22 protein-coding genes are annotated in these 26,290 nt (G+C 41.2%); 15 read left to right on the plus strand and 7 right to left on the minus strand.

All coding sequences use genetic code 11. The annotated features are described in order from the left end of the window. Nucleotides 1-85: 85 nt before the first annotated feature. The 4 genes from VHE99_04235 to VHE99_04250 all read right to left on the minus strand — a co-directional run bounded on the left by VHE99_04235 (nt 86) and on the right by VHE99_04250 (nt 5,653). Complete coding sequence (locus VHE99_04235) at nt 86-3,604, minus strand: ankyrin repeat domain-containing protein (GenBank protein ID HVV68231.1); 3,519 nt, start codon at nt 3,602-3,604, stop codon at nt 86-88. A gap of 239 nt (nt 3,605-3,843) precedes the next feature. Beyond that, nucleotides 3,844-4,284: a carboxymuconolactone decarboxylase family protein gene (locus VHE99_04240; protein ID HVV68232.1), complete on the minus strand. Its 441-nt coding sequence runs from the start codon at nt 4,282-4,284 to the stop codon at nt 3,844-3,846. 205 nt (nt 4,285-4,489) lie between these two features. After that, nucleotides 4,490-4,714: a hypothetical protein gene (locus tag VHE99_04245; GenBank protein ID HVV68233.1), complete on the minus strand. Its 225-nt coding sequence runs from the start codon at nt 4,712-4,714 to the stop codon at nt 4,490-4,492. Between the two features lie 276 nt (nt 4,715-4,990). Further along, the gene (locus VHE99_04250; protein HVV68234.1) at nt 4,991-5,653 is read right to left on the minus strand and encodes a glutathione S-transferase family protein; all 663 of its coding nucleotides are present in this window, start codon (nt 5,651-5,653) and stop codon (nt 4,991-4,993) included. A 510-nt stretch (nt 5,654-6,163) separates the two neighbouring features. Here VHE99_04250 and VHE99_04255 point away from each other — a divergent pair. Continuing rightward, complete coding sequence (locus VHE99_04255) at nt 6,164-6,592, plus strand: hypothetical protein (protein ID HVV68235.1); 429 nt, start codon at nt 6,164-6,166, stop codon at nt 6,590-6,592. Nucleotides 6,593-6,631: 39 nt separating this feature from the next. Here VHE99_04255 and VHE99_04260 read toward each other — a convergent pair whose 3' ends face one another. Further along, the gene (locus VHE99_04260) at nt 6,632-7,546 is read right to left on the minus strand and encodes a DUF5996 family protein (GenBank protein ID HVV68236.1); all 915 of its coding nucleotides are present in this window, start codon (nt 7,544-7,546) and stop codon (nt 6,632-6,634) included. Between the two features lie 29 nt (nt 7,547-7,575). Beyond that, nucleotides 7,576-8,778, minus strand: a complete 1,203-nt coding sequence (locus tag VHE99_04265) for a cyclic nucleotide-binding domain-containing protein (GenBank protein HVV68237.1) — start codon at nt 8,776-8,778, stop codon at nt 7,576-7,578. A 287-nt stretch (nt 8,779-9,065) separates the two neighbouring features. Here VHE99_04265 and VHE99_04270 point away from each other — a divergent pair, with 287 nt between their 5' ends. Then, on the plus strand, nt 9,066-10,217 hold the full coding sequence (locus tag VHE99_04270) for an FAD-dependent oxidoreductase (protein HVV68238.1): 1,152 nt from the start codon (nt 9,066-9,068) through the stop codon (nt 10,215-10,217). A 46-nt stretch (nt 10,218-10,263) separates the two neighbouring features. On the opposite strand, the gene VHE99_04275 is transcribed toward VHE99_04270, so the two are convergent. Next, entirely contained in the window at nt 10,264-11,187 is a 924-nt protein-coding gene (locus VHE99_04275) for an aldose epimerase (protein HVV68239.1), read from the minus strand. 335 nt (nt 11,188-11,522) lie between these two features. On the opposite strand from VHE99_04275, the gene ilvB reads away from it, so the two are divergent. From ilvB to aroC, 13 genes are all read left to right on the plus strand, one after another. Then, entirely contained in the window at nt 11,523-13,220 is a 1,698-nt protein-coding gene (gene ilvB / locus VHE99_04280; protein ID HVV68240.1) for a biosynthetic-type acetolactate synthase large subunit, read from the plus strand. A 13-nt stretch (nt 13,221-13,233) separates the two neighbouring features. Continuing rightward, complete coding sequence (locus VHE99_04285) at nt 13,234-13,491, plus strand: ACT domain-containing protein (GenBank protein HVV68241.1); 258 nt, start codon at nt 13,234-13,236, stop codon at nt 13,489-13,491. Nucleotides 13,492-13,647: 156 nt separating this feature from the next. Next, nucleotides 13,648-14,718, plus strand: a complete 1,071-nt coding sequence (gene ilvC, locus VHE99_04290; GenBank protein HVV68242.1) for a ketol-acid reductoisomerase — start codon at nt 13,648-13,650, stop codon at nt 14,716-14,718. A 71-nt stretch (nt 14,719-14,789) separates the two neighbouring features. Continuing rightward, nucleotides 14,790-16,586 carry a threonine synthase gene (gene thrC / locus VHE99_04295; GenBank protein ID HVV68243.1) on the plus strand — a complete coding sequence of 599 codons (1,797 nt, stop codon included), beginning with the start codon at nt 14,790-14,792 and terminating at the stop codon, nt 16,584-16,586. Nucleotides 16,587-16,633: 47 nt separating this feature from the next. Further along, the gene (locus VHE99_04300; GenBank protein HVV68244.1) at nt 16,634-17,584 is read left to right on the plus strand and encodes a bile acid:sodium symporter family protein; all 951 of its coding nucleotides are present in this window, start codon (nt 16,634-16,636) and stop codon (nt 17,582-17,584) included. Next, nucleotides 17,568-19,250, plus strand: a complete 1,683-nt coding sequence (gene ilvD, locus VHE99_04305; protein ID HVV68245.1) for a dihydroxy-acid dehydratase — start codon at nt 17,568-17,570, stop codon at nt 19,248-19,250. The genes VHE99_04300 and ilvD overlap by 17 nt, the downstream gene beginning before the upstream one ends. A 9-nt stretch (nt 19,251-19,259) precedes the next feature. Beyond that, nucleotides 19,260-20,162: a branched-chain amino acid transaminase gene (locus tag VHE99_04310; protein HVV68246.1), complete on the plus strand. Its 903-nt coding sequence runs from the start codon at nt 19,260-19,262 to the stop codon at nt 20,160-20,162. Between the two features lie 47 nt (nt 20,163-20,209). After that, entirely contained in the window at nt 20,210-21,502 is a 1,293-nt protein-coding gene (aroA, locus tag VHE99_04315; protein HVV68247.1) for a 3-phosphoshikimate 1-carboxyvinyltransferase, read from the plus strand. Further along, the gene (locus VHE99_04320; GenBank protein HVV68248.1) at nt 21,489-22,040 is read left to right on the plus strand and encodes a shikimate kinase; all 552 of its coding nucleotides are present in this window, start codon (nt 21,489-21,491) and stop codon (nt 22,038-22,040) included. The genes aroA and VHE99_04320 overlap by 14 nt, the downstream gene beginning before the upstream one ends. Beyond that, nucleotides 22,040-23,083 (plus strand): 3-deoxy-7-phosphoheptulonate synthase, encoded by a 1,044-nt coding sequence (locus tag VHE99_04325; GenBank protein ID HVV68249.1) that lies wholly within the window; start codon nt 22,040-22,042, stop codon nt 23,081-23,083. The genes VHE99_04320 and VHE99_04325 overlap by 1 nt, the downstream gene beginning before the upstream one ends. After that, nucleotides 23,083-24,192, plus strand: coding sequence for a 3-dehydroquinate synthase (aroB, locus tag VHE99_04330; GenBank protein HVV68250.1), 1,110 nt, complete (start codon nt 23,083-23,085; stop codon nt 24,190-24,192). Before VHE99_04325 ends, aroB begins: the two co-directional genes overlap by 1 nt. A gap of 59 nt (nt 24,193-24,251) precedes the next feature. After that, on the plus strand, nt 24,252-24,950 hold the full coding sequence (locus VHE99_04335) for a transporter substrate-binding domain-containing protein (GenBank protein ID HVV68251.1): 699 nt from the start codon (nt 24,252-24,254) through the stop codon (nt 24,948-24,950). A gap of 257 nt (nt 24,951-25,207) precedes the next feature. Then, a complete protein-coding gene (gene aroC, locus VHE99_04340) occupies nt 25,208-26,290 on the plus strand; it encodes a chorismate synthase (GenBank protein ID HVV68252.1) in 1,083 nt (360 codons plus the stop codon).

Here is a 26,290-nt window from a genome sequence, read left to right on the forward strand (position 1 = left end):
ATATCATATGCCGTAGTCAATGTTGTGAATAAGACAGTCATTCTTTGCGGCGGAAGGAATGACCATCTAGTTCTTTCATTTGCGCTCATGACGATTTAGAAATCAAACCAGGTCTGCTTTCAACAGCCGGCGTAAAATCCACCAGCACCTCTTGCAAACATTTAATGGCATCATCATGCCGCCAGTCATTGCCAAGTTGTCTCAGATCTTGGGCTAGCGTGGTACTATGATATCTGGCTGTGATATCGCGGATAGCGGGGTTGGCAACTAAAAAGCGAATTGCTAATTCATACACAACTGTTTTAGCAGATTTTGAACCATCTTCTCTATCCAGTTTGCTCCATGCTACGCCAAAATCCTCATTAAATTTGTTAAAAAGTGTAGCTGAAATCACAGATTTTTCGTCGGCTACGCATTCTACAGTAAGACTGTTTAATAAAGGACTTTCAAAAGTTTGTAAGTGGGTTTCATCGAAACCTTCATGCGCAACTTGTTGCACTTTTTCAAAAAACTCCACTGCTGCCGGTACAATTTCCGTTAGATTTTTTTTAAGTGGTTCATTGATAGCATGTCCAAGCCTATCGCGTATATGTTCCAGATTTTCTCGTGCAGTGGTCTTTTCTTTGAAATGTGGCTCCTTAATGGCTTCAGCAACTAAAAGCATTGCAAATAATAGCGCTAATTTGGGTGGAATCGCCTTGCCTGATGCAATGACGTGTGGGAGGATTCTTGATTTTTTATCCATGTAAACACTATCCTTACCAATACCTGCCTCTTTAAACACAGTAGTCAGCTCGCTAACTAATTGCATTTTTTGTGAATATGACAGAGTAGATTTTTTTCTTTTTCTTTTTCTTTCTCTTGGTATAGCAGGTGGTGGTTCAGGCTCGGATGCCGTTGGAGTTAAGCGAAAGGTGTTTTGGTAAGTCTTCTCCGGTTTTTGGGGAGTGGCTGGAGTTGGAACTGATTTTTCTTCAGGATATGCATCCTGACTGTCATTATAAAACTTAGAATATCTATTCGTTGCAGTACGGGCTGTTGTTTTAAGATCTATGCCAGAAATGGGAAGATTTTGCATTGCGCTGTTAAATTCAATTTTGAGTGCATAGTAGGGTTCCAAGACAGCTGGCGATTTATCTAAGAGTAAGCGTTCAGCTTCTTTATGGATCGCTGCTAAGCGTTGCCTGAATTCGATAAATTTTAGTGCTTCAGTTTCCATCTCTTTTTTGGCGGCATGACTGATACCTATTGCCTGCCAATATTTTAATTTGATGCTATTGTTTGATTTCTCTTGTTCTTTATCAAGGTGGGCGATAGTTTCTTTTGAGACAGAGTCATCGCGCATGCGCTTTAAATCGCTAGAAATGTCATCCCAGTCAAATTTGATTGGTGCAGGCGCAGGTGATTTTGGCAGAGGAGACGGGTCTGATTTTAGCTGCTCCTTTTGCGGCGGTTTGTCTTTGTTTCCCTTGTGAGTGTCTTTAGGTTTTGGTTTTTTTTCTGTCTCTTCAACAAGTGGTAAGGGTTGCGTGATTCGACGTGTTTTATATATCAGAAAGGCCGTACTGAAAAATAAAATAGCCGCATAAAATCCAGCGCTAATATTTGCAGAATAACCGCCTATTATCTCAGAATCTTTTTGGGCTGTATCATCAGTCATCATTTTGGGGTGAGTTGATTTATCTAATTTTTTATCATCAGAGGTGGTTTTTTGGCCAGACAGAGCTTTATAAAATTCCTGTTCAAAACCATTTGCTTTAGCCAGTGCTTCCACAGTGCCATGTTTCACAGAGAAAGCATGCAAGTTTGCCCCTGCTTCTGCCAGAGCAGTAAAAATTTGCCTTTCCTGACGGAATATTGCCAGCATTAACAGTGTTGCCCCTGCTTCTTCGAATTCTGCTGGCAAGTGTTTATTAATATCTATTTGTTTTGCAGCCAACAATGTTATGGAAAGATCTTCTTGATTAAATTGTATTGCGCGATATAAAGATCTGAGTGTGACATTTATGCCATGATCTATTAATATTTTAGCCATTTGTGCATCATCTTTGCCCAAGAAAGCAGTATATTCTAATAAATTGAGCTCTAATTCTTGCCCAGAATCGGTTTTAATTTTGACATGAATAAAACCATTGGCGCCATGCTTAAAGAGTTCTTGTACAATGTCATGATGACCATTTTGAATTGCTTGAGCGATAGGGGATAAAATTGTCTTTTCGGCTATGTCAGGATTGGCTTTATGACTCAGTAATAGTTTTGTAATCTGAAAAAGTCCGTTGCGAGCAGCTAATTGCAAAGCAGTTGCGTGACCTTCTGTATGAGTATTTGCATTAGCGCCTCTTCGGAGTAAAGTAGCTACGCTTTTAAAACTACCATGAGTGACAGCAGTGGTCAGCAATCTTTTCCCACCTAAAAAACTTTCATCTAGTATTGGAGATTCTAGTTTATTAAGGGCTGCCAATGCCAAATCATCATCTTTAGCGATCAAGGCTTGTTCAAATTCAGTAAAAATATTAGCAATTTTTAACAGGACATGACAATGGAACAGCTGTTTATCTTTTTTGCCGGTAACTAGGTTTATCCCAGGCAGTTTAGTAATGATATCTTGAGCTGTCATATTAGATTTATTGCGATGCTTTAGGTTGGCGCCAAAATTTATCAGTGTGTTTAGTATTGTTGGAACATGCCAATAAGCGGCTACGGTAAGTGGCGAATCACCCGTTGGAGCTCTTGCCTCAATGTTGGCGCCAGCTTGTAATAGATTTTTTAAAATCTCATCTTCACCTGATTCTATAGCGCGAAAAATGGGAGGGTAACCCGCTTGGTCTGGTACATTTAATCTTGCACGCAAATCTGTTTTTTCTAAATAGCGTAATACTTTTTCGAGATTTTTTTGTTTTATAGCTTTTAAAAAACCTTTTTCTGTTTTATACGTGCCAAAAGGTAGCGTCGGGAAATTACTCGGGTTGGGGCTGGTAAAACTAGGAGAAGCTTTTTTCCCTTGCGAAGCGGAATTGCTGAGTGGTTTTTTAACTGAAGTGTAAGTACTTTCTGGTTCTGAATGACCAATTTCAGCAGCTCCAACCAGAACGGGTGGAAACTGCAGCCATGATAATTCAGCAAAATTAATAATTTTCAGCAGTAATGATGAAAAGTCTAAGTAATCGATCAGGGTATGGCGCCGGACTTTTTCCTTGGGAGAAGCCACTAGCTTATCAATTGAATCTTGAATGAGGGTGAATCCAGAAAAGGGTTCTTGTGCGGCAGTTTTTTGCAGTTTTGTAAAGAAGGCAGTTCTTAGCTGAGTTGTGGTGAGTGATCGAGGATCAAATGGGGTTGCTTCAGGGGTTTGGGCGGGCTGGGTGAGGATGTCATCAATTGTTTCCTGAATAGGTGTGAACCCAGAAATGGGTCCTTGCGCCTTGGATTCGCATTCCATTCTATATGCCGCGGCTCTGGCTTGGTCTGAGTTCAAGGGTATTTCTATCTCATCTTCATCATCTGAGGTAACTGATGTTGGAAAAGAAGTATTAGATTCGTGAGTAGATTTTTTTGTGCGAATGCCTATGCCGAAGTTTTTTGATTCTTTTGATTCTGAAGACATGGCGGCCTCATATAAATAAGCTAATAGATTTTGTCGTCACTGCAATTTGGCGTGTACTTTTTCAGATGCAACAATGCTATTTTGAGGAAAGTTTAACAAGATAATATTATCAAAATCTTAAATTGGTCTAAATTATGATTGTCAGAGAATGAGAGTTTTGAGGCTGTAGGGAGATGAGTTGTAATAGACAGGCCAATAATTTAGCCACTATCCGTATAGGAACCCGAACCAAGGAGGTATTATTTTTTGGGTAACTTTCGAAAGCTGATAGCTAAACGATTCCAGCTATTGATGGTGATAACTGCCATGGTCAAATCAATAGTCGATTTTTCGTCAAAGTGCTCACGTACTTCCTGATATACTGCATCTGGAACATGGGTTGTTGATATTAAGGTCACTGCTTCTGCCCAGGCTAAAGCTGCCCGTTCGCGATCGCTGAAAAAGGGAGATTCTTGCCAGATGCAAACAGCTTGCAGTCGTCGTTCAGATTCACCACTTTTGCGAGCCTCAGCGCAATGTATGTCGACGCAATAAGCGCAGCCATTGATTTGTGAAACTCGCAGCAGGACTAAATTCAGCAAAGATTCTTCTAGGCTGCTGTGATTTACGAATTTTTGTAATTCTAATACCGCTTTAACTGCTTCTGGTGCAATTCGATCATAATCAATTCTAGGATTCATAGAGTGCTCCATTCTTATATTGCCATAACTGAAAGGATATTATATAGCTTTGAAAATAAAAAGACATGCATACTAAGTATCGAGTTGAAATTTTTTCATTGAAACTCAAGTTTTTCACTAAGTAAAAAAATGCAAGCTCTGGCTTGATGCAAAATACTTACAGTTTTAATCTGCAGTTCATTGCATCAGGCCAGAACTCAGAGCATTATTGTGGAGTTACGCCACTTTGACTTATGACATGGGTACCATCAGGATTGGTAAAAGATGCACCATCGGTGTAATAACAAATACCATCTTGGCAGTACAATAAAGTTTTTGTACCACAGTAGCCACTCCAATCACCAGTATTTACATACTCGTGTCCTAATGCAGTGCCTGATAAAGTTAATGCAATTGCACAGGCTCCTAATACATATTTGATTTTTGACATTGTTCATCTCCTTAAGTCTTAACTGAGTTTTATTTCCTGATATAGTTAACTACACAGTATTTCCTGTACTCGTTTATAACTATAGTATATGTTTTTTACTTTTACCAAATGATGAGATTAAGATAATGTTTTGTGACAAGATGTTGTGAAAATATGGTATTTAATCTGATAGAAATTTGAAATTTTGCCAAAAATATAGTTAAAAAAGAGAGGGAAATCAAATAGATATTGATATTCGAAGCGTTTGAAATTTAACGCTTCGAATAAAGAGGATTATTAAACTTTACTTTTCATATTTTCCATAATGTTATTAAAGCTGCTGGTATAGCTTTCATGACATTGTGTATAGAATGATTCGCTCATCATCTTTTTTTGCCAGGCTTTGAGATGTGGGAAAGAAGTCAGATCAACATGTGATAGTTCAGCAACATCTAAAGTCGCTACTAGAGCAAAATCGACTAATGTTAATTTTTTGTTGATGATATTGTCATGTAATGATAATTGTTTTTCAATTACTGGCAAATATTGTGTCAGAAAGTGACGTCCATCTTGTAAGGAGCGTTCATCTTTTTCAGTATTTAATAATTGATAAAAGTAAGTGTTATACATGATTTTGCTAATGGCAATCGTAATATGTTGTGATACATAATCTAGCCATTGGTCAACTATGGCACGTTCTTGCAGTACTTTGGGATAAATGGTTGATTGATTTTTATCTGCGAGGTAACGAATGATGGCGTTGCTTTCTCCTAGCGTGAAGCCATCGTCATTGATTGCCGGTACTTTTCCAAGCGGATTGATGCGTTGAAATTCTGGTTGACGTTGATCGCCGGCTGCTAAGTTGACACGATGAAATTCGTAGGGGATGCCTAAATAGTTTGCAACATAGCGGACTTTATTTGTGGGTGTAGATAGAGGTGTGCCATAAATTTTTAACATTGTGGAGTCTCCTTGAAAGGCAGGGTTGAGTTTAAAAGAATTTTGTTGGGACAATAGGTTGTGATGTAATTTAAATTGTATTCCTGTCTGTACTAAATAGATATTGTACCAGGTGGAGATATTAATTTTTCATTGTAATTGCTCACCTAGCATAGCTGCCGTATAGCTGTCATCCTGAGCGTCAGCGAAGGATCTCATTATGTTGGCATATTCAGCGTTACTGCCAACATAAAGAGAGCCTTTAAAGAATTTTGTGTAAATTTAAAATAAATATAAAAACAAAAATATTAAAATAATATAATAATAATGAGCTTTCTTCCACCCGTCATTTTCCTACAAATCCCTTAGTCTGAGTCCTACAGATAATATCAGGCAGATTCTATATCATGACTTTATTCAAAGATTACGAGCATCCTAAATTATTTTGAAGTTGATGCTTCAAACAAGTGGCTAGAAGCTAGCAATAGTGAATTTTAAGAATTTAGGATTTACATAAGAGAGGAGATGATTATGAAACTGCAACTTGAGCATATGAAAAAGTTTTCCTGGGGAGTTTCTCGAAGCACCCATAACTTACATCATAAGGTAGTTAAATTTACTTCAGCTTATGGATTAGGCGATGCACAGAAAACTACTATGCGGGATTTACAACGCTATCTCAGGACTAAAAAAATCAGCTCCACTCATGGCAGCATGGAATGTGTCCATCAAAGTATCAGGATTTATTTAGCTGAGACTTTATTGCAGATTGTGACAGAAAAATCTAGAACCTATCGCTATTACTTTCATAGATTTTTGGGTTTGTTAGAACATTATCAAAGTGCAGATCCAACTTTTTTTATGGATGAGGATTTTGACAAAATAGTAAAAAATCCTTTAGAAAAACATGCGAAAAAGTATGTTTGGAGTTACTCTCATCACGAGCATGAAACAGTATAGTGGAATGTCATGCCAGCCATAGCTGGCATGACAAGACATTCAAACAGGTTTGCCTGAGCCAATCAATCCAGGATCCCAACCGCCTTTATTCGCGCCGGCTTGATAAGCGCTATTAAAAAATGCCAGTAAATCTGCTTCTGGATTTTTGGCAGTGCGGATCGCTTCATAATTGAGAATAAATTCGCTTAGCTCTTTATTCCAGGATGCAGAGGCTGGTTGTATTTTAATATCCTCAAGTCCCTTAGGCTGCGGATAGGTGAAAGAGAAATAGGCTGCTTGAGGCCAAGTTTCATTACCTGGCCACCAGCCGACCTCAATCATTTCTGCATCCATCGCGTTGCGTGTAATAAAGTCCATTTTCTGATCGATTGGAATTTTGCGACCGTTGTAGCGGACATCACGCAGATCAAAAGTGCCCCACATCAGTCCAATGGCTGGCGTTCGCCCCAGAAAGCCGGCATGATAGCATTCCATTACTCGCTGTGAGCTGACAAGTATCTGCCACCATGTATGGGCTAATGATGCGTCATAAGGTCGAATCTGCTTATCCTCTTCAAATGGGATGGGGTTGGGAACCTCTTGCGGATGGGTATTTATGGTGATCTTGATATCTAGGCTATGCAAGGTATTGAAAAGCAGATGTGTAAATTCCGCAACTGAGCGAGACGTCAATGCAAGCCCCCCCTTTTGTCCCCAGGAAGTTTGAATTAGAAGCTCATGGGTATTCAAATCCATCTCTATTGTAAAGTTGCCATCGCCATAGGGGATTAACCCGCTGCTAAGGCCATTGGTTGTGACCCAAAGCGGCACATGATCCCAGTGGGGTTCAAAGGGGGCAGTGAGTTTTAGCTTGCCGATGACTTGTACAGTCATATGTAACAAATAGGCGGTGGGTGCAAATGCTTCATAGGGCAGAGCAGGCCAGGGTAGGTTGGCCTCAGTTAGGTTATGCATTTTGGTATCCTCCTGATAAGTTTGATCCTTCACAACTTAATTTCACCTGTTAGCTGAAAATTATTCAACACACATTCAGGTATTTTTACATTTTCCAAGGCTAACTGGCAAATATCGGCCAGATTATCCCAGGTGCCGTGAACTTTAATGCCCACAATATATCCGTTTAGTGCATAGAGTTCACGAATAGTTTCATTATTCTGCTGATAGCGATAATTTTTTTCACCAGCGACATTGGATACGGTGAGTATAAATAGTTCTTGGTCAAGAGACATTTCAGACAATACGTACTTGTTATCTGTCGTTTTCGATAAGCTGGTGATGGTAGTTCCCATGTTGGGAGTGTTGCCTACGAATTGTTCTACTGTTTTTTTGACTGGGAATTGATAGGTCTGTTGTAATTTTTGGGTGATGTGTTGTAATGAGAAACTTTGGGTGAAATATTGTTTAAAAATTTTGGCAGGTATGGCTAAAAGGTGGGTGGTGCCGCGCATGATGGCGGTAGCAGCGCGTGTTTTACCCTGAATAATGCTTAATTCACCAAATAGATAGCCTTCATGCAAGGTAATATTGTTTTGGTGATTGCTAAATTGCAGTTCAACTTCACCATCCATTATAAAATAAGCGTAGTCAGGTTTGTCACCTATTTTGAACAGTATTTCTTTATCATTTAGTTCAAAAATATAGCCATGTTCTTCCGCTTTCTCCAGCAACGCTTTCATATCGCTGTAGAATCCAAGTGCAGCAACCAAAGTACTAATTGATTGCTTATATGCGGCTTTAATTAAGCTTTTTCTGACTTCGGTGTCTGTTTTTATAGCCAGAAGCATAAATTTAGCAGGAACTTTAATGAGTGTGGTTTCCCCAAAAATTTCTAGGTAAATTTTATGGCCGGGGTTAAATTTTCCTATGATAGTTTCGGCGCCAAAATATTTACCTTTAACTAAGGAATTGATGATAACTTTTTTGCCCTGTCGATCATAAATAAATAGCCGTACTAAGCCTTGACTTACAATATATAGAGCATCGCGGTGGGTCTCATATTGGAAAACTTGGGTTGCATCCAATAAATGGATAATTTCTATGGAATCTAGCAGTTTGGAGAATGAAGTTTCACTTAACTTATTAAATAGGTGGGTATCTTTGATGAGGGATATCTCTAACTCATTGATTTTGTGATATATTTTTTCTTTGAAATTGATGAGGCCTTGTCTTAGGTTTTGTAAGTGCATTTTGGTATAAATTTAGTCGGTGGAGATTAAGAAAACATTAACAATTCAATGTTACAATGTTTTAGCTGTAGAATTTTGTAGCCACTTCTAACAGGTGCCATAAAACGCTTTCAAGGCAGTGGGTGGGAGGGCTACCGTGAAAACGCTGTAAATACTTCCATGTACGCTCCGTTGTTTCATCCATGAAACAAAGGTTTCACGGTAGCCCTCCCGCCCACTGCCTTGAAAGCTCAGTTGAATGCCATTTAAAATTTTACATCCTGCTTATCCCTAAGGAATCACAAGTAATGTCAATACCCATAAATCCAATTGTCATTGTCGGCAGCGGTCTGGCCGGTTATACCCTGGCGCAGGAATTTCGCAAATTAAACAGTGAAGCTCCGTTGATTATCGTGACTGGTTGTGATGGGCGCTATTATTATAAACCTTCATTATCCAATGCGCTTGTAAAAAATCAAGTGCCGGCAACTTTTGCTATGGCCGAGGTTAGCAAAATGCAGGAGCGGCTTAAGGCAGTGATTCATACTAAAACTCGGGTTACGGGCATCAACCCAGCACAACGTCAGCTTTATACGCAGAATCAGACTATTTCATACAGTAAACTCGTGCTGGCTTGTGGTGCAAACGTTGTAGCGCCTCCTGTAGCAGGGGGGGAAGGGGTTATGCGTTATGTCAATAATATGCAGGACTATGAGGCATTTCGTGATGAGCTATCTGGAAAAAAACATATTGTTATTTTGGGAGCAGGATTTGTAGGATGTGAATTTGCTAATACGCTATTGGATGCTGGTTATGCCGTTAGTATCATAGCGCCTGCGCGTTATCCTCTTGAGCAATTGTTGCCTGAAGCAGCTGGATTGGCATTAGAACGTGGGTTAGCAGTAAAAGGTGCTAAGTGGCATTTGCAGGATGTAGCAACCAATATAGAGAAAAAAGGCGCAGAATATCAAATTACCTTGGCCAGCCAAGCGCTGCTATCTGCAGACTTAATTTTATCTACCATTGGTTTACGCCCAGATGTGCAATTAGCTAAAGCAGCGGGTCTGGCAATTAATCGCGGCATTCAGGTGAATCGGCACTTACAGACTAGTTGTGAAGATATTTATGCTTTAGGAGATTGTGCTGAGGTGGAAGGATTGGTGTTGCAATTTGTTGCGCCGTTATTGCAGGGCGCACGTGCTTTAGCAAAGACTTTAGCGGGCGAAAGGACGGAAGTGAAGTATCCTGCCATGCCTGTGGTGTTAAAAACGCCGGCTTGTCCAACTGTGTTGTTGCCTGCGCCAATTGGATGTGAGGGTGAATGGCAAATTACCGGTGATGAGCAAAATATTAAAGCCTTATTTGTAGATACGAGTCAGCGCTTGCGCGGCTTTGCATTGACAGGTACGGCTGTTACCGAGAAAAACGTTTTAAGCAAAGAAATTCCCGAATTGTTTTAGCATAGATGCAACCTCTCACCCCCTTTTTCACAGGGGGTGACCCTTTTTAAGTTTTATGCAATTCTAGCCGCAACAATCCATGCTCATTTTGTTCTGGCTGTAACCAGCGAACTCCGCCAACAGTATTCATGGCATTAGGATGCCCCATCCACGGTTCAATGCAAATAAAAGGCTGCTCAATCGGAGTGTAAATCTGAATATACGGAAATAAATCAGGATCTTCGACGCCGCCTGCTGTCATTTCAATGATGTCTCCATTGGGAAAGATCAGCCGAGTAGTTTTATCAATGCCTAATTGGGTTAAGCGTTCATTAATATCAGCAGTTATTGTAGTGGGTACAGCGTATAAATCTCTTTCGCCCACTAAATCAGTTAAGGTTTCATTATAAGCCAGGCATTTAATAGGGTGAAAGTCTAGAATCACTTTTTCCTTGCCTTGATTAAATGCGGGTGTCGAAAAATACGGGTGAAATCCCGCGTAATAGGGCATGGGTTTGTCGCTGCGATTAGTGTAGGTTTGGGCGCATAACAAAACGCCGGATTCGATGGTATAGTCTAGCTCTAAAGTAAAATGAAATGGATAAACAATCCTTGTTTCTGCATTATCTTCTAGGATTAAAATAATCCGCTTATCGGTATACTCAGCAACCTGCCAAGGGAGTCGCCAAGCAAATCCATGTATGGGTAATTGGTAATGATGACCATCATAAAAGTAATATCCCTCTTTGCCATAACGTTCTAGTCGGCCACAGGTTGGAAAACAAAAAGGCCAGCCGCCGGTTAAGCGTGTGAAGTCAGAGTCCCAAAAATATTCGTGCTGAAACAGTAATTCCCGTGGACCCGAATTGCCAGGCATGATAATAGATGAAGCCATGCCGCCGCGTTCAGGAATAAATGTGGCTTGAGTCGAGCCATCAGGTGAACTGATACTATAGCTTTTACCGATAGGGGTGGTTTTTATTTGAGGCATTTTAGATTTATCCTTGTGAGATTTTCGCAAGTATTTACTTCTAAGTTTTCATCCTGAGCGTAAGAGAAGGATGACAGCTTTTGCGGTTGACATTGGTAGCCTATAACTTTAAGATACCAAGATTATATACTTCAAATAAATTAGAGTACAAAATGTCTTCATATAAAAACATAGCCATTCGCATTTTTAACCTTATTATCGTGGTGATTCTTAGTCGCGAGGTGCGGGGCTGTGTCTTGAAACGATAGACGAACAGCAGGGTAAAAGACCCCGCACCTCTTCCAGAGATGCGGGGTTTTTTTTTGAGCAGAATTTTTTTTAGTAAGGTGGATCTTATGCAAATGACAGGTGCACAAGCTCTGTTGCAATGCTTATTGCATGAAGGAGTTGACCTTCTATTTGGTTATCCCGGCGGGGCTATCATGCCCACTTATGATGCTTTGTATGATGTGCGTTCGGAGTTGCGTCATATTCTAGTGCGCCATGAACAAGGTGCAGCGCATGCAGCGCAAGGTTACGCACGGGTAACAGGTAAGACGGGAGTATGTTTGGTAACTTCTGGGCCGGGAGCCACTAATTTAATTACTGGTATCACCGATGCTATGCTGGATTCTACCCCGATTGTTTGTATCACTGGGCAGGTAGCCAGCTCCTTTTTGGGCACTGACGCTTTTCAGGAAGCAGATATTATTGGTATGTCATTGCCCGTCACCAAATGGAATTATCAAATTACTGATGCAGAAGAAATTCCAAAAGTAGTGGCTAAGGCATTTTATATTGCCCGCCATGGCCGACCCGGTCCGGTACTGATAGATATCACGAAAGATGCACAATTTGGTCCATTAAATTTTTCCTATCAAAAATACATACCTGTCGATCCTCCGGTTCATCATCAACCACTTTCACAACAATCATTAATTAAAGCAGCTGAGTTAATTAATCAATCGCATCGCCCATATATTTTAGCGGGGCAGGGAGTTTTATTAGCACATGCTGAACAAGAGCTACTAGATTTTGCAGTGAAAGCCAATATACCGGTTGCTTGTACTTTATTAGGATTGTCGTCATTTCCCATGGATCATCCATTGTATGCGGGAATGCTAGGAATGCATGGCAATTATGGGTCTAATTTATTAACAAATGAAGCCGATGTCATTATTGCAGTGGGAATGCGTTTTGATGATAGAGTCACGGGTAATTTGGCTAATTATGCCAAACAAGCCAAAATTATCCATATTGATATTGATCCCGCGGAGATCAATAAAAATGTCCAAGTTGAAGTGGGACTGTTGGCGGATGCTGGATATGCGCTAAGAGAATTAATGCCTTATTTAGATGGTCAACGCAGCCAGGATTTACATGAAGCTTGGGTAAATCAATTTAAAGAATGTTATCAAACTGAATATGACCAGGTCATCGTTCATGAAATTCACCCTGATGGTAAAAACATCAAAATGGCAGAAGTCATTCATGAACTATCCAATAAAACAGAAGGTAAAGCCATTTTAGTCACAGATGTAGGCCAGCATCAAATGGTGGCCGCACGTTATTATCGGTTTATGCAGCATAATTCTTTAGTGACTTCAGGTGGGCTTGGCACCATGGGTTTTGCCTTGCCAGCGGCAGTGGGCGCCAAACTCGGCGATCCTAACCGGCACGTGATTGCAATTATTGGTGATGGCGGCTTTCAAATGAATATACAAGAACTGGGTGTTATCTCACAAGAAAACTTGCCAGTGAAAATTATCATACTGAATAATGGCCATTTGGGTATGGTGCGGCAATGGCAGGAATTATTTTTTGAACAACGCTATTCATTTGTACAGTTGAAAAATCCTGATTTTATAAAAATTGCTGAGGGTTATGCGATTTCTGGCTGTAGAGTGAAAGACAGTGCTGAATTTCGTTCCGCACTGGATACGATGTTAAATTTTGATGGGCCGTATTTGTTAGAAGTGGTTGTGGAAATGGAAGAAAACATTTTCCCTATGGTGCCATCGGGTTGTGGTGTCGGAGAAGTCCGATTATCTTAAGAGGTATGTTTAAATGCAATATATTTATGCAATTTCAGTAGTCACTGAAAATACTTTGCGGGTTTTGCAACGTTTAGCGGGTATATTTGCGCGTTATCGCTTGAATATTGAACAGATGAATGTCTTTGAAACCGGCAATCGGGGGACTTCGTATTTTAATATTATTGTGCACAGTAATGCTAAAACCGCAGATCGCGTGATAAAACAGCTGGAAAAAATTTTTGAATTGAAAGAGGTTAAGATAGTCAGTCAGATACCATTGTCATCTTGATTCAACCCCACTCGTCGTTCCGGCATGGATGCCGGGATCCATGTCGCATGGAAAGCGAAACTTTAACTTCCCTGTCAACTGGATTCCGGTATCCATGCCGGGACGACGTACCAGGGGTACAGCGTTTATTCCCAATAAAACCATAGGAGTTAATTTATGCCAACCATGCAATTTGGTAGTGTTTCTGAAAAAGTAATCACCCGTGAAGAATTTCCATTAACTAAAGCTAAAGAAGTATTAAAAGACGAAGTGATTGCTATTATTGGCTATGGCGTACAAGGCCCTGCTCAAGCGCTCAATTTAAGAGATAGTGGATTTAAAGTAATCATTGGTCAAAGGCAGAATAGCCCTTCTTGGCAACAGGCTATTAAAGATGGCTGGATTCCAGATAAAGATTTATTTAGTATTGAAGAGGCTTGTGAAAAGGCGACTTTTATTTGTTATCTCTTGTCTGATGCGGCGCAGATTCAAGTATGGCCGACGGTGAAAAAATATTTGACTCCAGGAAAAACCCTTTATTTTTCTCATGGTTTTGCTGTGACTTACCATGACCAAACTCAAGTATTACCTCCTAAAGACGTGGATGTCATATTAGTAGCACCTAAAGGTTCTGGCCGTAGTGTGCGCCGATTATTTTTAGACGGCAAAGGTATTAATTCCAGTTATGCGGTTTTCCAAGATGCTACAGGCAAGGCTGAACAAAAGGCATTGGCATTTGGCATTGGTGTAGGTTCTGGATACCTATTTCAAACTGATTTTAAGAAAGAAGTTTACAGTGATTTATTCGGAGAACGTGGTGTGTTGATGGGCGCTTTGGCCGGAGTCATCAAGGCACAATATGAGGTGTTGCGCAAAAATGGTCATTCTCCCACTGAAGCGTTTAATGAAACCGTAGAAGAGCTGACACAAAGTTTGGTGCCGCTGGTCGGTGAAAATGGCATGGATTGGATGTATGCCAATTGTTCTGCTACTGCACAGCGTGGGGCATTAGATTGGTTGCCAAAATTTCAGCAGGCGGTATTACCGGTTTTTGAAGCACTTTATAAAAGTGTGGCCGATGGTAGTGAAACGGCGCGGGTGATTGAAGCGAATGGTCAGGCAAATTATAAAGAAAAATTAAATAAAGAACTTGAGCAAATGCGCAATGAGGAGCTCTGGCAAGTAGGCGCTAAGGTTAGGGCGCTGCGACCGGAGTCGGAGAGTAAGAAAAGTACTATTACCTCATAAATAAGGAGATATTATATTTCCTTCTCCCACAAGGGGAGAAGGATATCTGCAAGTAACAAACGGATCACATCATGTATCAACTTTTAGATTTTGCCACTAAAAAACCAGTAACTCCACGCGGTTTAGTATTCACCGGCGAAGACTCTCCCTGGGAAGTAGTCATGGACATTGCTGCGATTAAAAAGCAGCTCAATCTGGATTACTTTAAAATCGCTCCACCAGGATTGTCGAAATATTTGCCTTTTATGCCGATTCAGCAAAGTGCTGAATTTATTTCTTTGCGTGAAACGGCCACGCCGCTTATAAAAAGTAAAACCATAGGTAAATTATTAGGTTTAGATTTATATTTCAAAGTTGAGGGAAAAAATACCACCGGTTCATTTAAAGATCGGGGCTCGGCGGTGGATATTTCTGTCGCGCGCGAATTTGGCGCAAGTAGTATTATTTTAGCTTCAACAGGTAATATGGCTGCTTCCTGCGCTTGTTATGCAGCCGCAGCAAAAATTCCATGCTTTATTTTGGTGCCAGAAGGTGTTGCGGTAGCCAAGTTGGCACAGGTGATTGCTTTTGGCGGACGTATTGTGCAAATCAAAGGTCATTATAATGACGCAGCACGTCTAGCGGAATCTCTTGCCGAAAAAATGGGATTTTATTTGGCGGGGGATTACGCTTATCGTGTTGAAGGACAAAAAACCGCCGCCTTTGAAATTATTGACCAATTATTTTTTCAGCCACCTGATCTGGTGGTCGTTCCCATTGGTTGTGGCACTAATATTACCGCCTATAAAAAAGGCTTTAGTGAATATCGAGAGTTGGGTTTAATCGATAAAATACCACAATTGATGGGCGTAGAAGCTGAAGGTGCGGCGGCGGTGGTCAATAGTTTTGAAAAGCATGTCACGACTATTCAACCATTGGAAAGCGCTAATACCATTGCTACGGCTATCGCTGTGCCCAATCCTTTAGATGGCATAAAAGCTTTAGATGCGATTTATTCAACCGGTGGCAGTGCAGTGGCTGTTAGTGACCAGGAAATTTTACAAGCACAATATTTGTTATCAACTGAAGAAGGCTTGTTTGTTGAAAGTGCTGCTGCAGCTACCGTTGCCGCATTGCTTAAAGCGGGTCGCCAGCAAAAACTTGTTTCTGGCAAGGTAGTCTGCGTTTTAACTGGTGATGGGCTTAAAGATGCGAATGTGGTGTTAAAAGCCGCAATTAAACCGCCAACTATTTACCCGGATGAAAAAGCTTTTCTTTCGTTATATCAGAATAATTTCTTCAAAGGCAAGAGCATGATTTTTGTGGATAAAAATCAAGTGCTGTTTGCATCCGAACCGAGTATTTCCCAAATCAAAGAACAACTCGCTTTGCTGTTTGAGGCAGATTATTCAGAAGAATATTTACTGAAAATTAAATCCATTCTTGGAAAATTTTTGCAAAAAGGTAAGGCGGTTACCGTTTCGGATTTTCAAGATTGCATACAAGATGCTTTAGAAACACCACAAAATAAACCGCAAGAAACCTTTGCGGTGGTAGATTTTGAAGTGACTACAGGCAAAGACCGTGCATCTGTAGCTTCGGTAACGATAAAAATTGACGATAAAGAGCATAAAGCTACTGCTCAAGGGGTAGGTCCAGTAGATGCCGTGATTAGCGCTTTGACACATGCCTGTGCCGAAAGAATTGTTTTTACTCTAACAGATTATAAAGTAGATATCCGCAGCCAAGGTGTTGATGCAGTGGTTTATGTGGAATTAAAGTTGGCCAAAGATCATTTTTATTCTTTGGGTCGAGGAACTTCACCGGATATTATTCAGGCTTCTATTGAGGCATTTGAAGAGGCGTATAATGGTTTTGTGGTAGCTTAAATAATGAGAATGAAAATTCTAAATCTTTTAAAAATAATACATTCACTATGATATCCAAAATCGAAAAAACATTTCCGCTAGTGATTATTGTTGTGTCTGCACTGGCTATCTTTTCTCCCGAATTATTTCTTTGGATAAAACCCCATATCCCCATGTTTTTAGGCATAGTCATGTTCTCAATAGGCTTAACTCTGGAAACAGGTGATTTTGTTAAGGTGTTTAGTCTACGCTGGCAAATCGCAGCATTAGCAATACTTAAATATCTTATCATGCCGATTTTAGCTTATCTTATTGCCGTAGTATTTGGTCTATCGCAAACGGATTTTATGGGTTTGATAATCATTAGCGCTTGTCCTGGCGGCACTGCTGCGGCTGTCATGTCTTATTTATCCAAATCAAATGTTGTGTTGACTGTGGTACTCACATTGTTAACAACCTTATTGTCTCCCATTGTCACACCTATCATTATTTATGTATTTTTGCATAAATATGTACCCATCCCATTAACACAGATTGCCAGCACGATATTTTGGATTGTCTTATTTCCGTTATTTGACGGCTTAGTTTTAAGAAGATTATTGGGTAAAAAAGTCGAGGCGATCAAACCGGTTTTGCCTTTGGTATCCATGACAGCGATAACCTTATTGATCGCGTGTATAGTAGCAATGAATCACCAAAACATCCTGGCTTTACCATTTCTGGCAGGATTTGCCGTTCTAACAGACAATCTTTTGGGATTGACTATTGGTTACAGCATTGCCAAAAAACTCTTTGGTTTTAATGCTAAAAATTGCCGTTCAGTGGCCTTTGAATTTGGTATTTTGGATACAGGCATGGCGGTAGTCTTGGCAACTAAATTTTTTGGAGTTGCCACAGCACTTTGTGGTGCCTTGTTCAGTGCAATTCAGAATGTGACTGGCGCGTGTTTGGTCAGAGTATTGCAAAGTGATAGCCAGCATCTAAATATACGGAGGAAAGATCATGAGGCAACTCAATAAATATAGCGCGCATATTACCCAACCCCGTTCGCAGGGTGCATCGCAAGCGATGTTATACGCAACTGGTTTGACGGAAACTGATCTGAATAAACCTCAAGTTGGCATAGCCAGCATGTGGTATGAAGGCAACCCCTGCAATATGCACCTGCAGGATTTAGCCAATATTGTCAAACAAGGGGTACAGGCAGCGGATATGGTGGGTATGCGTTTTAATACCATTGGTGTGAGCGATGGTATCTCCATGGGTACGGAAGGCATGCGTTTTTCACTGCAATCACGTGATCTCATTGCTGATTCAATTGAAACGGTAATGAGTGCGCAGTGGTATGATGGATTGATTACCTTGCCAGGCTGTGACAAAAACATGCCGGGTTGTTTGATTGCTATGGGACGTTTAAACCGTCCGAGTCTGATGATATATGGCGGTACTATTAAAGCAGGTAAATTGGGTAAAGAATCACTGGATATTGTTTCTGCCTTTCAATGTTATGGTGAATATTTAAGTGGCAGAATCGATGATAATCAGCGTAAAGCCATTATTCAACACGCTTGCCCAGGTGCTGGTGCCTGTGGCGGAATGTATACCGCGAATACCATGGCTTGCGCCATTGAAGCCTTAGGAATGAGTCTACCTTACAGCTCCTCTATGCCGGCCATCTCCGCCGAAAAACATCAGGAATGTCTGACAGCAGGTGCCGCAATGCGTTTACTGCTAGAACGTGATATCAAACCGCGAGATATCATGACACGTAAAGCGTTTGAAAATGCTGTGGTATTAGTGATTGCTCTGGGCGGTTCCACCAATGCCGTTTTACACTTGATTGCAATGGCGCGCACCGTCGATGTGTCGCTAACGTTGGATGATTTTCAGACCATCAGTGCACGTACCCCGCTGTTGGCGGATTTTAAACCCAGTGGTCATTTTGAAATGGAAGATTTGCACCAATATGGCGGTACTCCGGCGGTGATGAAAATGCTGCTGGAAGCGGGATACTTACATGGTGATTGTTTAACGGTGACGGGTAAAACCCTGGCTGAAAATTTAGCATCACTACCTGGGTTATCTAAAGGACAGCCAATTATTCACTCGTTAGATCACCCGCTGAAATCAACGGGACATTTGAGAATTTTATATGGCAATCTTGCAGAAAAAGGCGCTGTGGCTAAAATTACCGGTAAGGAAGGATTACGTTTCAGCGGCCCCGCCCGAGTATTTGACTCAGAAGATGATATGGTTCATGCTCTTGAAGAAAAAAAGATTAATAAAGGCGATGTGGTGGTCATCCGTTACTGTGGTCCTAAAGGCGGTCCTGGTATGCCAGAAATGTTGAAGCCTACTTCGGCGATTATGGGGGCAGGTTTAGGCAAAGATGTGGCCTTGATTACAGATGGTCGTTTTTCCGGTGGTTCGCACGGATTTATTGTTGGCCATATCTGTCCTGAAGCTCAGGTAGGCGGTGTGATTGCCCTGATTCAAGAGGGCGATCGTATTGAAATTGACGCTGAAAATAATACCTTAACCGTGGATGTGAGTGAGGCGGAATTAAATGCACGGCGTGCCAAGTGGGTGATGCCGTCTTATAAAGTGACGCAGGGCACTTTGTATAAATATATTAAGAATGTTGCATCAGCCCAATTAGGCTGTGTCACTGATGAAAATGTATAGGAGAAATGCATGCAAACAACTGAATCTATCTGGTTCAATGGCAAAATGGTTCCCTGGGATGAGGCGAAAGTTCATGTGCTGACCCATAGCTTACATTATGGTGGTGGTGCATTTGAAGGCATACGCTTCTATAAAACCCCTAAAGGTACAGCGATTTTTAAATTGAAAGAGCACATTAAGCGCTTATTATATTCAGCCGGTGCGTTAAAAATGTCTTTACCTTATTCCCAAAAAGATATTGAAGCTGCGGCCATTGAAGTCGTGCGGATTAATAAATTGGAAGAAGGATATATTCGACCAATTATCTTTTTTGGCTATGGCAAAATGGGCGTCAATCCCGTGGGCAGTCCTGTCGATATTGCGATTGCTTGTTGGCCTTGGGGCGCTTATTTGCCGCATGATGCAGTCGATATTAAAACCAGCGAATTTATTCGTATTCATCCAGACTCCACGATAGTAGATGCGAAACTAACCGGACATTATTTAAATGGTATTTTGGCGTCACTTGCCATACAGGGTACGCATTACCATGAGGTATTATTTTTGGATAGCGAAGATTTTATTTCCGAAGGTGGCGGTGAGAATTTTTTCATTGTTAAAGATGGCGTGTTGTACACCCCGCAGTTGGGTACGATCTTAGCTGGTATCACACGAGAAACCATTATGCAGCTCGCTCAAGATATGGGTATAAAAGTAGTGCAGAAAAATATTACCCTGGATGAAGCTTATGCAGCGGATGAGGCATTTTTTACGGGTACGGCTGCAGAAGTGACGGCAATTCGTTCTATTGATGACAAAGCAATCGGTGCGGTGCAACCAGGTTCGGTGACGACGCGGATCAAAACGGCTTATATGGATTTGGTACATGGTGGGAATCCTAAATATGCGGAAAGTTTGACTTATGTTAAGTGAAGAGCCGCTGTCATTATCTTAGGAAAAAAGTAACGGTGAATTTAATTGTGCATAAAACCTCAATCTTTACAGGGCAGGTCACTGCCCCGAGCTCCAAATCGCAGTCTGTGCGTGGCTTGCTATTTGCTTTGCTTGCCAGTGGTAAATCTACCTTAACGAATGTGCTGGCTTCAGATGACACACAGCATGCAATTCAAGTCTGTAAAGATTTAGGTGCTACCATCACCCAAGCAGAAGGCAAAATAATTGTGGAAAGTAGAGGTATACCTCTGCCGTCAACTGCACAACTGATTAATACGGGTAATTCCGGCATTACCACACGTTTTATTATGCCAATACTCGGCTTACGTTATCATCCACAACAGCCGATTATCCTAGATTGCAATGAACAAATGCGTTCCCGCCCCATTCGTTCTTTAGCGACAGCTTTAACTGCACTGGGCATGACATGTGCGTATCAAGGTCAAGCTGGTTCGTGCCCGATTGCAGTGTCGGGTGAATTGCAGGGTGGCATAGCTGAAGTGGAAGGTATCACTTCGCAATATTTATCGGCATTATTAATTGCGTTGCCCTGTGCTCCACAAGATAGCGAAATCCGCGTCCATGATTTGCATGAAAGGCCATATGTAGAACTTACCTTAAGTTGGCTGCAAGAGCAGGGTATTTATTTCGAACATCAACGCCTGGGCAAGATGGATATTTATAAAATCCGTGGCAAGCACCGTTATCAACCATTTCAAAAAACCATTATGGGTGATTTTTCATCGGCTTCTTATTTGTTAGCGGCAGCAAGCTTGTTTGAGGGTAGCGTCACATTGCAGGGTTTAGATATGTCAGACTCTCAGGGAGACAAACAGTTAATTGATATTCTGCAGAAAATGGGTGCCGATATTCGGGTGAATCGCAATGATATTATTGTGCATGGCGGTAAGCCGTTACAGGGAATAGCCATTGATGCGAACGAAATCCCTGATTTATTACCTACCTTGGCGGTATTGGGTGTGCACGCAAGCGGTGAGACGCGGATTTATAATGTGCCTCAGGCACGTATCAAAGAGACTGATCGAATCCATTCTATGACTGAAGGTTTAAGAAGATTAGGGGCTAAGGTGGAAGAATTTAAGGATGGTTTAACCGTATCAAACAGTCAATTGCGCGGTGCGGTAGTTGAAGGTTATGACGACCATCGTACAGTGATGGCCTTGGCTTTAGCTGGCATGCAGGCAGAGGGAGAAACGGTCATTACCCAGGGTGAGGCGATTAATAAAACCTTTCCGACATTTGTGAGCTTGATGTGTTCGTTGGGTGCTAAAATGGAGTTAATAAATGTCGCGCAGTAATCAGCATATTATTTTTATAGGTTTTAAAAATGCAGGCAAAACAGTAATAGGTAAGGAGGTTGCCACCCGATTAAAAAGACCCTTCATTGATCTGGATAAAGAAATTGAAAAATTATACGCCGAACAGCTGAACGAAGCATTGTCTTGTCGAGAAATCAGTAAACGGCATGGTGAAACTTTTTTCCGCGATTTAGAAGTTAAAGCACTGCAAGAAGTGATTCATGTGCAACCGTCGGTTATTGCCTTAGGCGGTGGGGCGCCGCTCCGAGAAGAAAATCGCTTACTGCTAAAGCCACATATTTTAATTTACCTAACAGCTTCCCCGGAAATTGTATTTCAGCGCATTATGGCAGGCGGTATTCCCAGTTTTTTTGAAGAAGAAGATCCGCTGGGGTCATTTAAAAGTTTATGGGCGCAGCGTCAACAGGTTTATCAAGATTTAGCGGTGTTGACTATTGATAATAGCGGAGATGTGCAAGATGCTATCCAAGAAATTCTGGAAAAACTGACAGTGATTTGTAAAGAGGAAAATCAGTAATGAACTATACCATCATCAAAAAATTACCCCCAGTAGAAGAGATGCTACAATCCATTCCCTTGTCAGATGCCGGGTATAAACAAATTCAACGTGATCGGGAAGAAATTAAAGATATCCTGGCGGGTAAAGATGATCGCTTACTGATTATTGTGGGTCCCTGTTCCGCATGGCCGAAAGAAGCTGTGTTGGAATATGCAGCAAAACTGCTAAAATTAAATCGACAAGTCAAACACGCGCTCAAATTAATTATGCGGGTTTATATTCAAAAACCACGCACCACCAAAGGTTGGACCGGACCAGTTAACCAACCTGATCCATTTGCCTATCCCGATATTGAAGCGGGTGTACGCTATACCCGTGAAATGATGGTCAAAGTTATCGAAATGGGTTTGCCGATAGCTGATGAAGCTTTATTTACGCATAATGCGCGTGGATTTTTAGAATTATTGTCCTGGGTCGCTATCGGTGCACGTAGTGCTGAGGATCAAGAGCATAGAATTTTTGCTTCAGCCATTGATTGCGCAGTTGGCTTGAAAAATCCTACGCATGGTTCTTTGGCGGTCGGTGTTAATAGTGTGGTCGCTGCACAGCATCCACATGTTGCTGTGTTTGATGGTTATGAAGTACAAACGAATGGCAATTGTTATGCCCATTTGGTATTACGCGGCAGTGATAATCAGCCGAATTATTCCATTCCACATCTCACAGAAGTCAAGCGTCACATGGATGCACATCAGATCAAAAATCCCGCCGTGATTATTGACGCAAGTCACGATAACTGCTTACGCAACGGTAAAAAAGATTATAGTCTGCAGCCAGCAGTCATCAACGAAGTTTTAGATAGTCTTTCTCAACATCCTGAATTAAGAAAACTCGTGAAGGGTTTTATGATCGAGAGTTTTTTAAAAGCTGGGAATCAGAAAGTCGACGGGCAAGACCCGACCCATATTGATATTAATGGCTTATCTATTACTGATCCTTGTTTAGGTTGGGAACAAACAGAGAAAATGTTGCAGGATTTAGCGGATAGGTTGAGCGCTTGATGAAAAAATTATTGATAAACATTCCTGCAGCTGCCACGCATAGCTATCCTATTCTGATTAATTCAGGCTTGCTTGAACAGCCGGAGGCTTTTTTGCCGGAAAACAGAAATTTCGGCAATCTAGTTTTGGTCACTGATAATACCGTGAAAAAATTATATGCTGAGCGTTTTGCCGAGAAACTTATTGGATTGGGGTATAAAGTGACTTTATTGGCATTTCCTGCAGGCGAGCAGCATAAAAATTATCAGACCAAGCAACATTTAGAAACACGCATGTTACGCCATCGTTTCGGAAGAGATAGTTTATGTTTGGCGCTGGGGGGCGGGGTAGTAGGCGATCTCACCGGGTTTGCCGCAAGTACTTATATGCGCGGAATTCCTTACGTACAAATTCCTACCACATTGTTAGCAATGGTCGATAGCAGCGTTGGGGGAAAAACTGGCATAGATACTCCACAGGGTAAAAATTTGATTGGTGCCTTTTGGCAGCCGCAGGCAGTTGTTGCGGATATTAACTGTTTAAAGACTTTGCCGAAAAAACATCTGATTAACGGCTTAATAGAGGCATTAAAAATGTTTTTGACCAGTGATGCTGAAAGTCTGGTTTATGCGCAAGCGAAACTTGATAAGATATTGGCAGGAGATGAAACAGTTTTAAAAAATCTGATTTATCGTGCAGTGAAAGTTAAAGCCGATGTGGTAGCCAAAGATGAAAAAGAAAATAATTTGCGCATGATTTTAAATTTCGGGCATACGATCGGTCATGCAGTAGAAACTTTAAGTCAATATAAAATTTTACATGGTTATGCGGTGGCTTTGGGAATATTGGTTGAAGCAAAAATAGCGCAATTGTTGGGTCTTTTGGATTTTGACAAATATTTATTGATTTATAATTTGTTTACTGGTTTAGGTATTGTGACATCTGGCTTAAAAAAATATACGATTAATCATATTATCAATGCCACAAAGTTAGATAAAAAAGTCAGAAATGGTGCGGTGAATTATGTTTTACTACGCGATATCGGCCAGGTCTATGAAAATAAAAAAGCCTTCGCCCATCCTGTCGAGGATGACATTGTAGTAAGGGCATTGATTGAAGTGATGCAATGATTCGGGCATTGTTATTGATTTTCATGGGTATATTTTCCGTTGGTGCAAATGGTGTGGGCATGAATTACGCAAATAATATAAAAATAGGAATTACCGGAGATTATCCCCCATTGACTGCTTTTGATGAAAATACAGGGGAATATCAAGGGTTTGATATTGATATGGCGCATAATCTTGGGAAATTTCTGCACAAAAAAATTATCTTTGTTAAGACAACCTGGCCTAGTTTAGGAGAGGATTTACAAGCGCATCAATTTGATATTGCTATGGGTGGGATTGCAATAACTAAAGAACGTGCACAACAATTTATTTTCTCTAAGCCGGTACTGGTGGATGAAAAAGTGGCGGTTTTTAATTGTGAGAATCAATCAAAGTATCAATCACTAAGTGATATCGATCAGCCCCATGTAAAAGTAATTGAAAATCCAGGCGGCACGAATGAGCGTTTTGCGCGCCAACAACTACCAAAAGCTGATATCAGGATTTTTGCTGATAATACAACTATATTTTCCCAGTTATTAAATCATCAAGCTGATGTGATGATTACTGATGCAATTGAAGCAGGTTATCAGCAGAAGCTGCATCCAGAATTATGTGTGCTACATTTTCCGCACGAAACTGAGCAGGAGCGTAAGGCGTATATGTTGCGGCCAGAGGATCAACAGTTATTGGCTGAGGTGAATGCTTGGATAAACCAGATAGAAGCTAATCGAGTGTTGGATGAAATCAAGAGTAAGTGGTTGTGGTTGTCATCCTGAATATGCTGTCATCCTCCGCTCCTCCATTAGTATCCGGTAAACTACTGTATCCCCTCTCCCCTTGTGGGAAAGGGTTAGGAAGAGGGGTAGCTAAGGTCGTTTCGCTTAAAAACGAATAAATTTTATATAATTTTTTTAATGAAATGGCTTAATCTCCCCCTTTCCCCAACCCTCTCCCACAAGGAGAGAGGGGGTTACAGTAGTTAACTGGGTGCTACGCTCAGGATGACAGTTTAGACTTATCAGAGTAAAAAATTATGTCAGGAAACACCTTCGGAAATTTATTTAGAATTACCACCTGTGGTGAATCACATGGCGGCGCAGTCGGCGTGATTGTTGACGGCTGCCCGCCGGGGCTGGCAATCACCGAGTCGGAAATTCAGCAAGAATTGGATAGACGTAAACCTGGACAAAGCGCCATTACCACCCCCCGCAAAGAGGAAGATATTATCCATATCCTCTCTGGTGTATTTGAAGGCAAAACCACAGGCACGCCGATATTGCTGATAGCCTATAACGCCGATATGCGTCCTCAAGATTATGCGGAATTAAAAGACATTTATCGTCCGTCACACGCAGATTTTACCTATTTAATGAAATACGGCTTACGAGATTTTCGCGGCAGTGGCCGTGCCAGCGCGAGAGAAACTTTGGCGCGGGTCGCAGCTGGAGTGATTGCATTAAAATATTTAAAGCAATACCTGAATATTGATATTTTCAGTTTTGTGGAGCAAGTAGGTGATATTCGCGCCGATATTGATTACCAGAAAGTGCAACGAGAAGCGATTGAAGCGAATATTATTCGTTGCCCAGATCAAGAAATGGCGAAAAAAATGATCGCGTTGGTGGAGACAGTTAAACAAGATAATGACTCCATTGGTGGCGTGATTAAAGGCGTGATACGCAATGTCCCAGTAGGGCTAGGTGAGCCGGTATTTGATAAATTATCCGCAGATTTAGGTAAGGCCATGTTGAGTATTAACGCGGTAAAAGGTTTTGAAATAGGCTCTGGTTTTGCAGGAACATCGATGCGTGGCAGCGCACATAACGATCCTTTCGTAATTGACCGGGGTGAGCTCAAAATGAAAACCAATCATGCGGGAGGCATTTTGGGCGGAATTTCCAGCGGTGAGGATATTTATTTCCGCGTGGCCTTTAAACCGGTATCGACTATCAGCAAAGAACAAGAAACGTTAAGTGTTATGCATGAGCCTGTCACTTTGGCAGCTGCAGGCCGGCATGATCCTTGTGTGCTACCGCGGGCAGTGCCCATTGTTGATGCGATGGCAGCATTAGTTATAATGGATCATTATTTAAGAAATAAGGCGCAGAATGGTTAA

The organism is Gammaproteobacteria bacterium (assembly GCA_035546635.1).
GTDB lineage: Bacteria > Pseudomonadota > Gammaproteobacteria > JAURND01 > JAURND01 > DASZWJ01.

What these genes read in the sequence shown, in the direction of transcription:
- VHE99_04235 (HVV68231.1), bottom strand. Translation starts at nt 3,604, where the DNA reads ATGTCTTCAGAATCAAAAGAATCAAAAAACTTCGGCATAGGCATTCGC.
- VHE99_04240 (HVV68232.1), bottom strand. Translation starts at nt 4,284, where the DNA reads ATGAATCCTAGAATTGATTATGATCGAATTGCACCAGAAGCAGTTAAA.
- VHE99_04245 (HVV68233.1), bottom strand. Translation starts at nt 4,714, where the DNA reads ATGTCAAAAATCAAATATGTATTAGGAGCCTGTGCAATTGCATTAACT.
- VHE99_04250 (HVV68234.1), bottom strand. Translation starts at nt 5,653, where the DNA reads ATGTTAAAAATTTATGGCACACCTCTATCTACACCCACAAATAAAGTC.
- VHE99_04255 (HVV68235.1), top strand. Translation starts at nt 6,164, where the DNA reads ATGAAACTGCAACTTGAGCATATGAAAAAGTTTTCCTGGGGAGTTTCT.
- VHE99_04260 (HVV68236.1), bottom strand. Translation starts at nt 7,546, where the DNA reads ATGCATAACCTAACTGAGGCCAACCTACCCTGGCCTGCTCTGCCCTAT.
- VHE99_04265 (HVV68237.1), bottom strand. Translation starts at nt 8,778, where the DNA reads ATGCACTTACAAAACCTAAGACAAGGCCTCATCAATTTCAAAGAAAAA.
- VHE99_04270 (HVV68238.1), top strand. Translation starts at nt 9,066, where the DNA reads ATGTCAATACCCATAAATCCAATTGTCATTGTCGGCAGCGGTCTGGCC.
- VHE99_04275 (HVV68239.1), bottom strand. Translation starts at nt 11,187, where the DNA reads ATGCCTCAAATAAAAACCACCCCTATCGGTAAAAGCTATAGTATCAGT.
- ilvB (HVV68240.1), top strand. Translation starts at nt 11,523, where the DNA reads ATGCAAATGACAGGTGCACAAGCTCTGTTGCAATGCTTATTGCATGAA.
- VHE99_04285 (HVV68241.1), top strand. Translation starts at nt 13,234, where the DNA reads ATGCAATATATTTATGCAATTTCAGTAGTCACTGAAAATACTTTGCGG.
- ilvC (HVV68242.1), top strand. Translation starts at nt 13,648, where the DNA reads ATGCCAACCATGCAATTTGGTAGTGTTTCTGAAAAAGTAATCACCCGT.
- thrC (HVV68243.1), top strand. Translation starts at nt 14,790, where the DNA reads ATGTATCAACTTTTAGATTTTGCCACTAAAAAACCAGTAACTCCACGC.
- VHE99_04300 (HVV68244.1), top strand. Translation starts at nt 16,634, where the DNA reads ATGATATCCAAAATCGAAAAAACATTTCCGCTAGTGATTATTGTTGTG.
- ilvD (HVV68245.1), top strand. Translation starts at nt 17,568, where the DNA reads ATGAGGCAACTCAATAAATATAGCGCGCATATTACCCAACCCCGTTCG.
- VHE99_04310 (HVV68246.1), top strand. Translation starts at nt 19,260, where the DNA reads ATGCAAACAACTGAATCTATCTGGTTCAATGGCAAAATGGTTCCCTGG.
- VHE99_04320 (HVV68248.1), top strand. Translation starts at nt 21,489, where the DNA reads ATGTCGCGCAGTAATCAGCATATTATTTTTATAGGTTTTAAAAATGCA.
- VHE99_04325 (HVV68249.1), top strand. Translation starts at nt 22,040, where the DNA reads ATGAACTATACCATCATCAAAAAATTACCCCCAGTAGAAGAGATGCTA.
- aroB (HVV68250.1), top strand. Translation starts at nt 23,083, where the DNA reads ATGAAAAAATTATTGATAAACATTCCTGCAGCTGCCACGCATAGCTAT.
- VHE99_04335 (HVV68251.1), top strand. Translation starts at nt 24,252, where the DNA reads ATGAATTACGCAAATAATATAAAAATAGGAATTACCGGAGATTATCCC.
- aroC (HVV68252.1), top strand. Translation starts at nt 25,208, where the DNA reads ATGTCAGGAAACACCTTCGGAAATTTATTTAGAATTACCACCTGTGGT.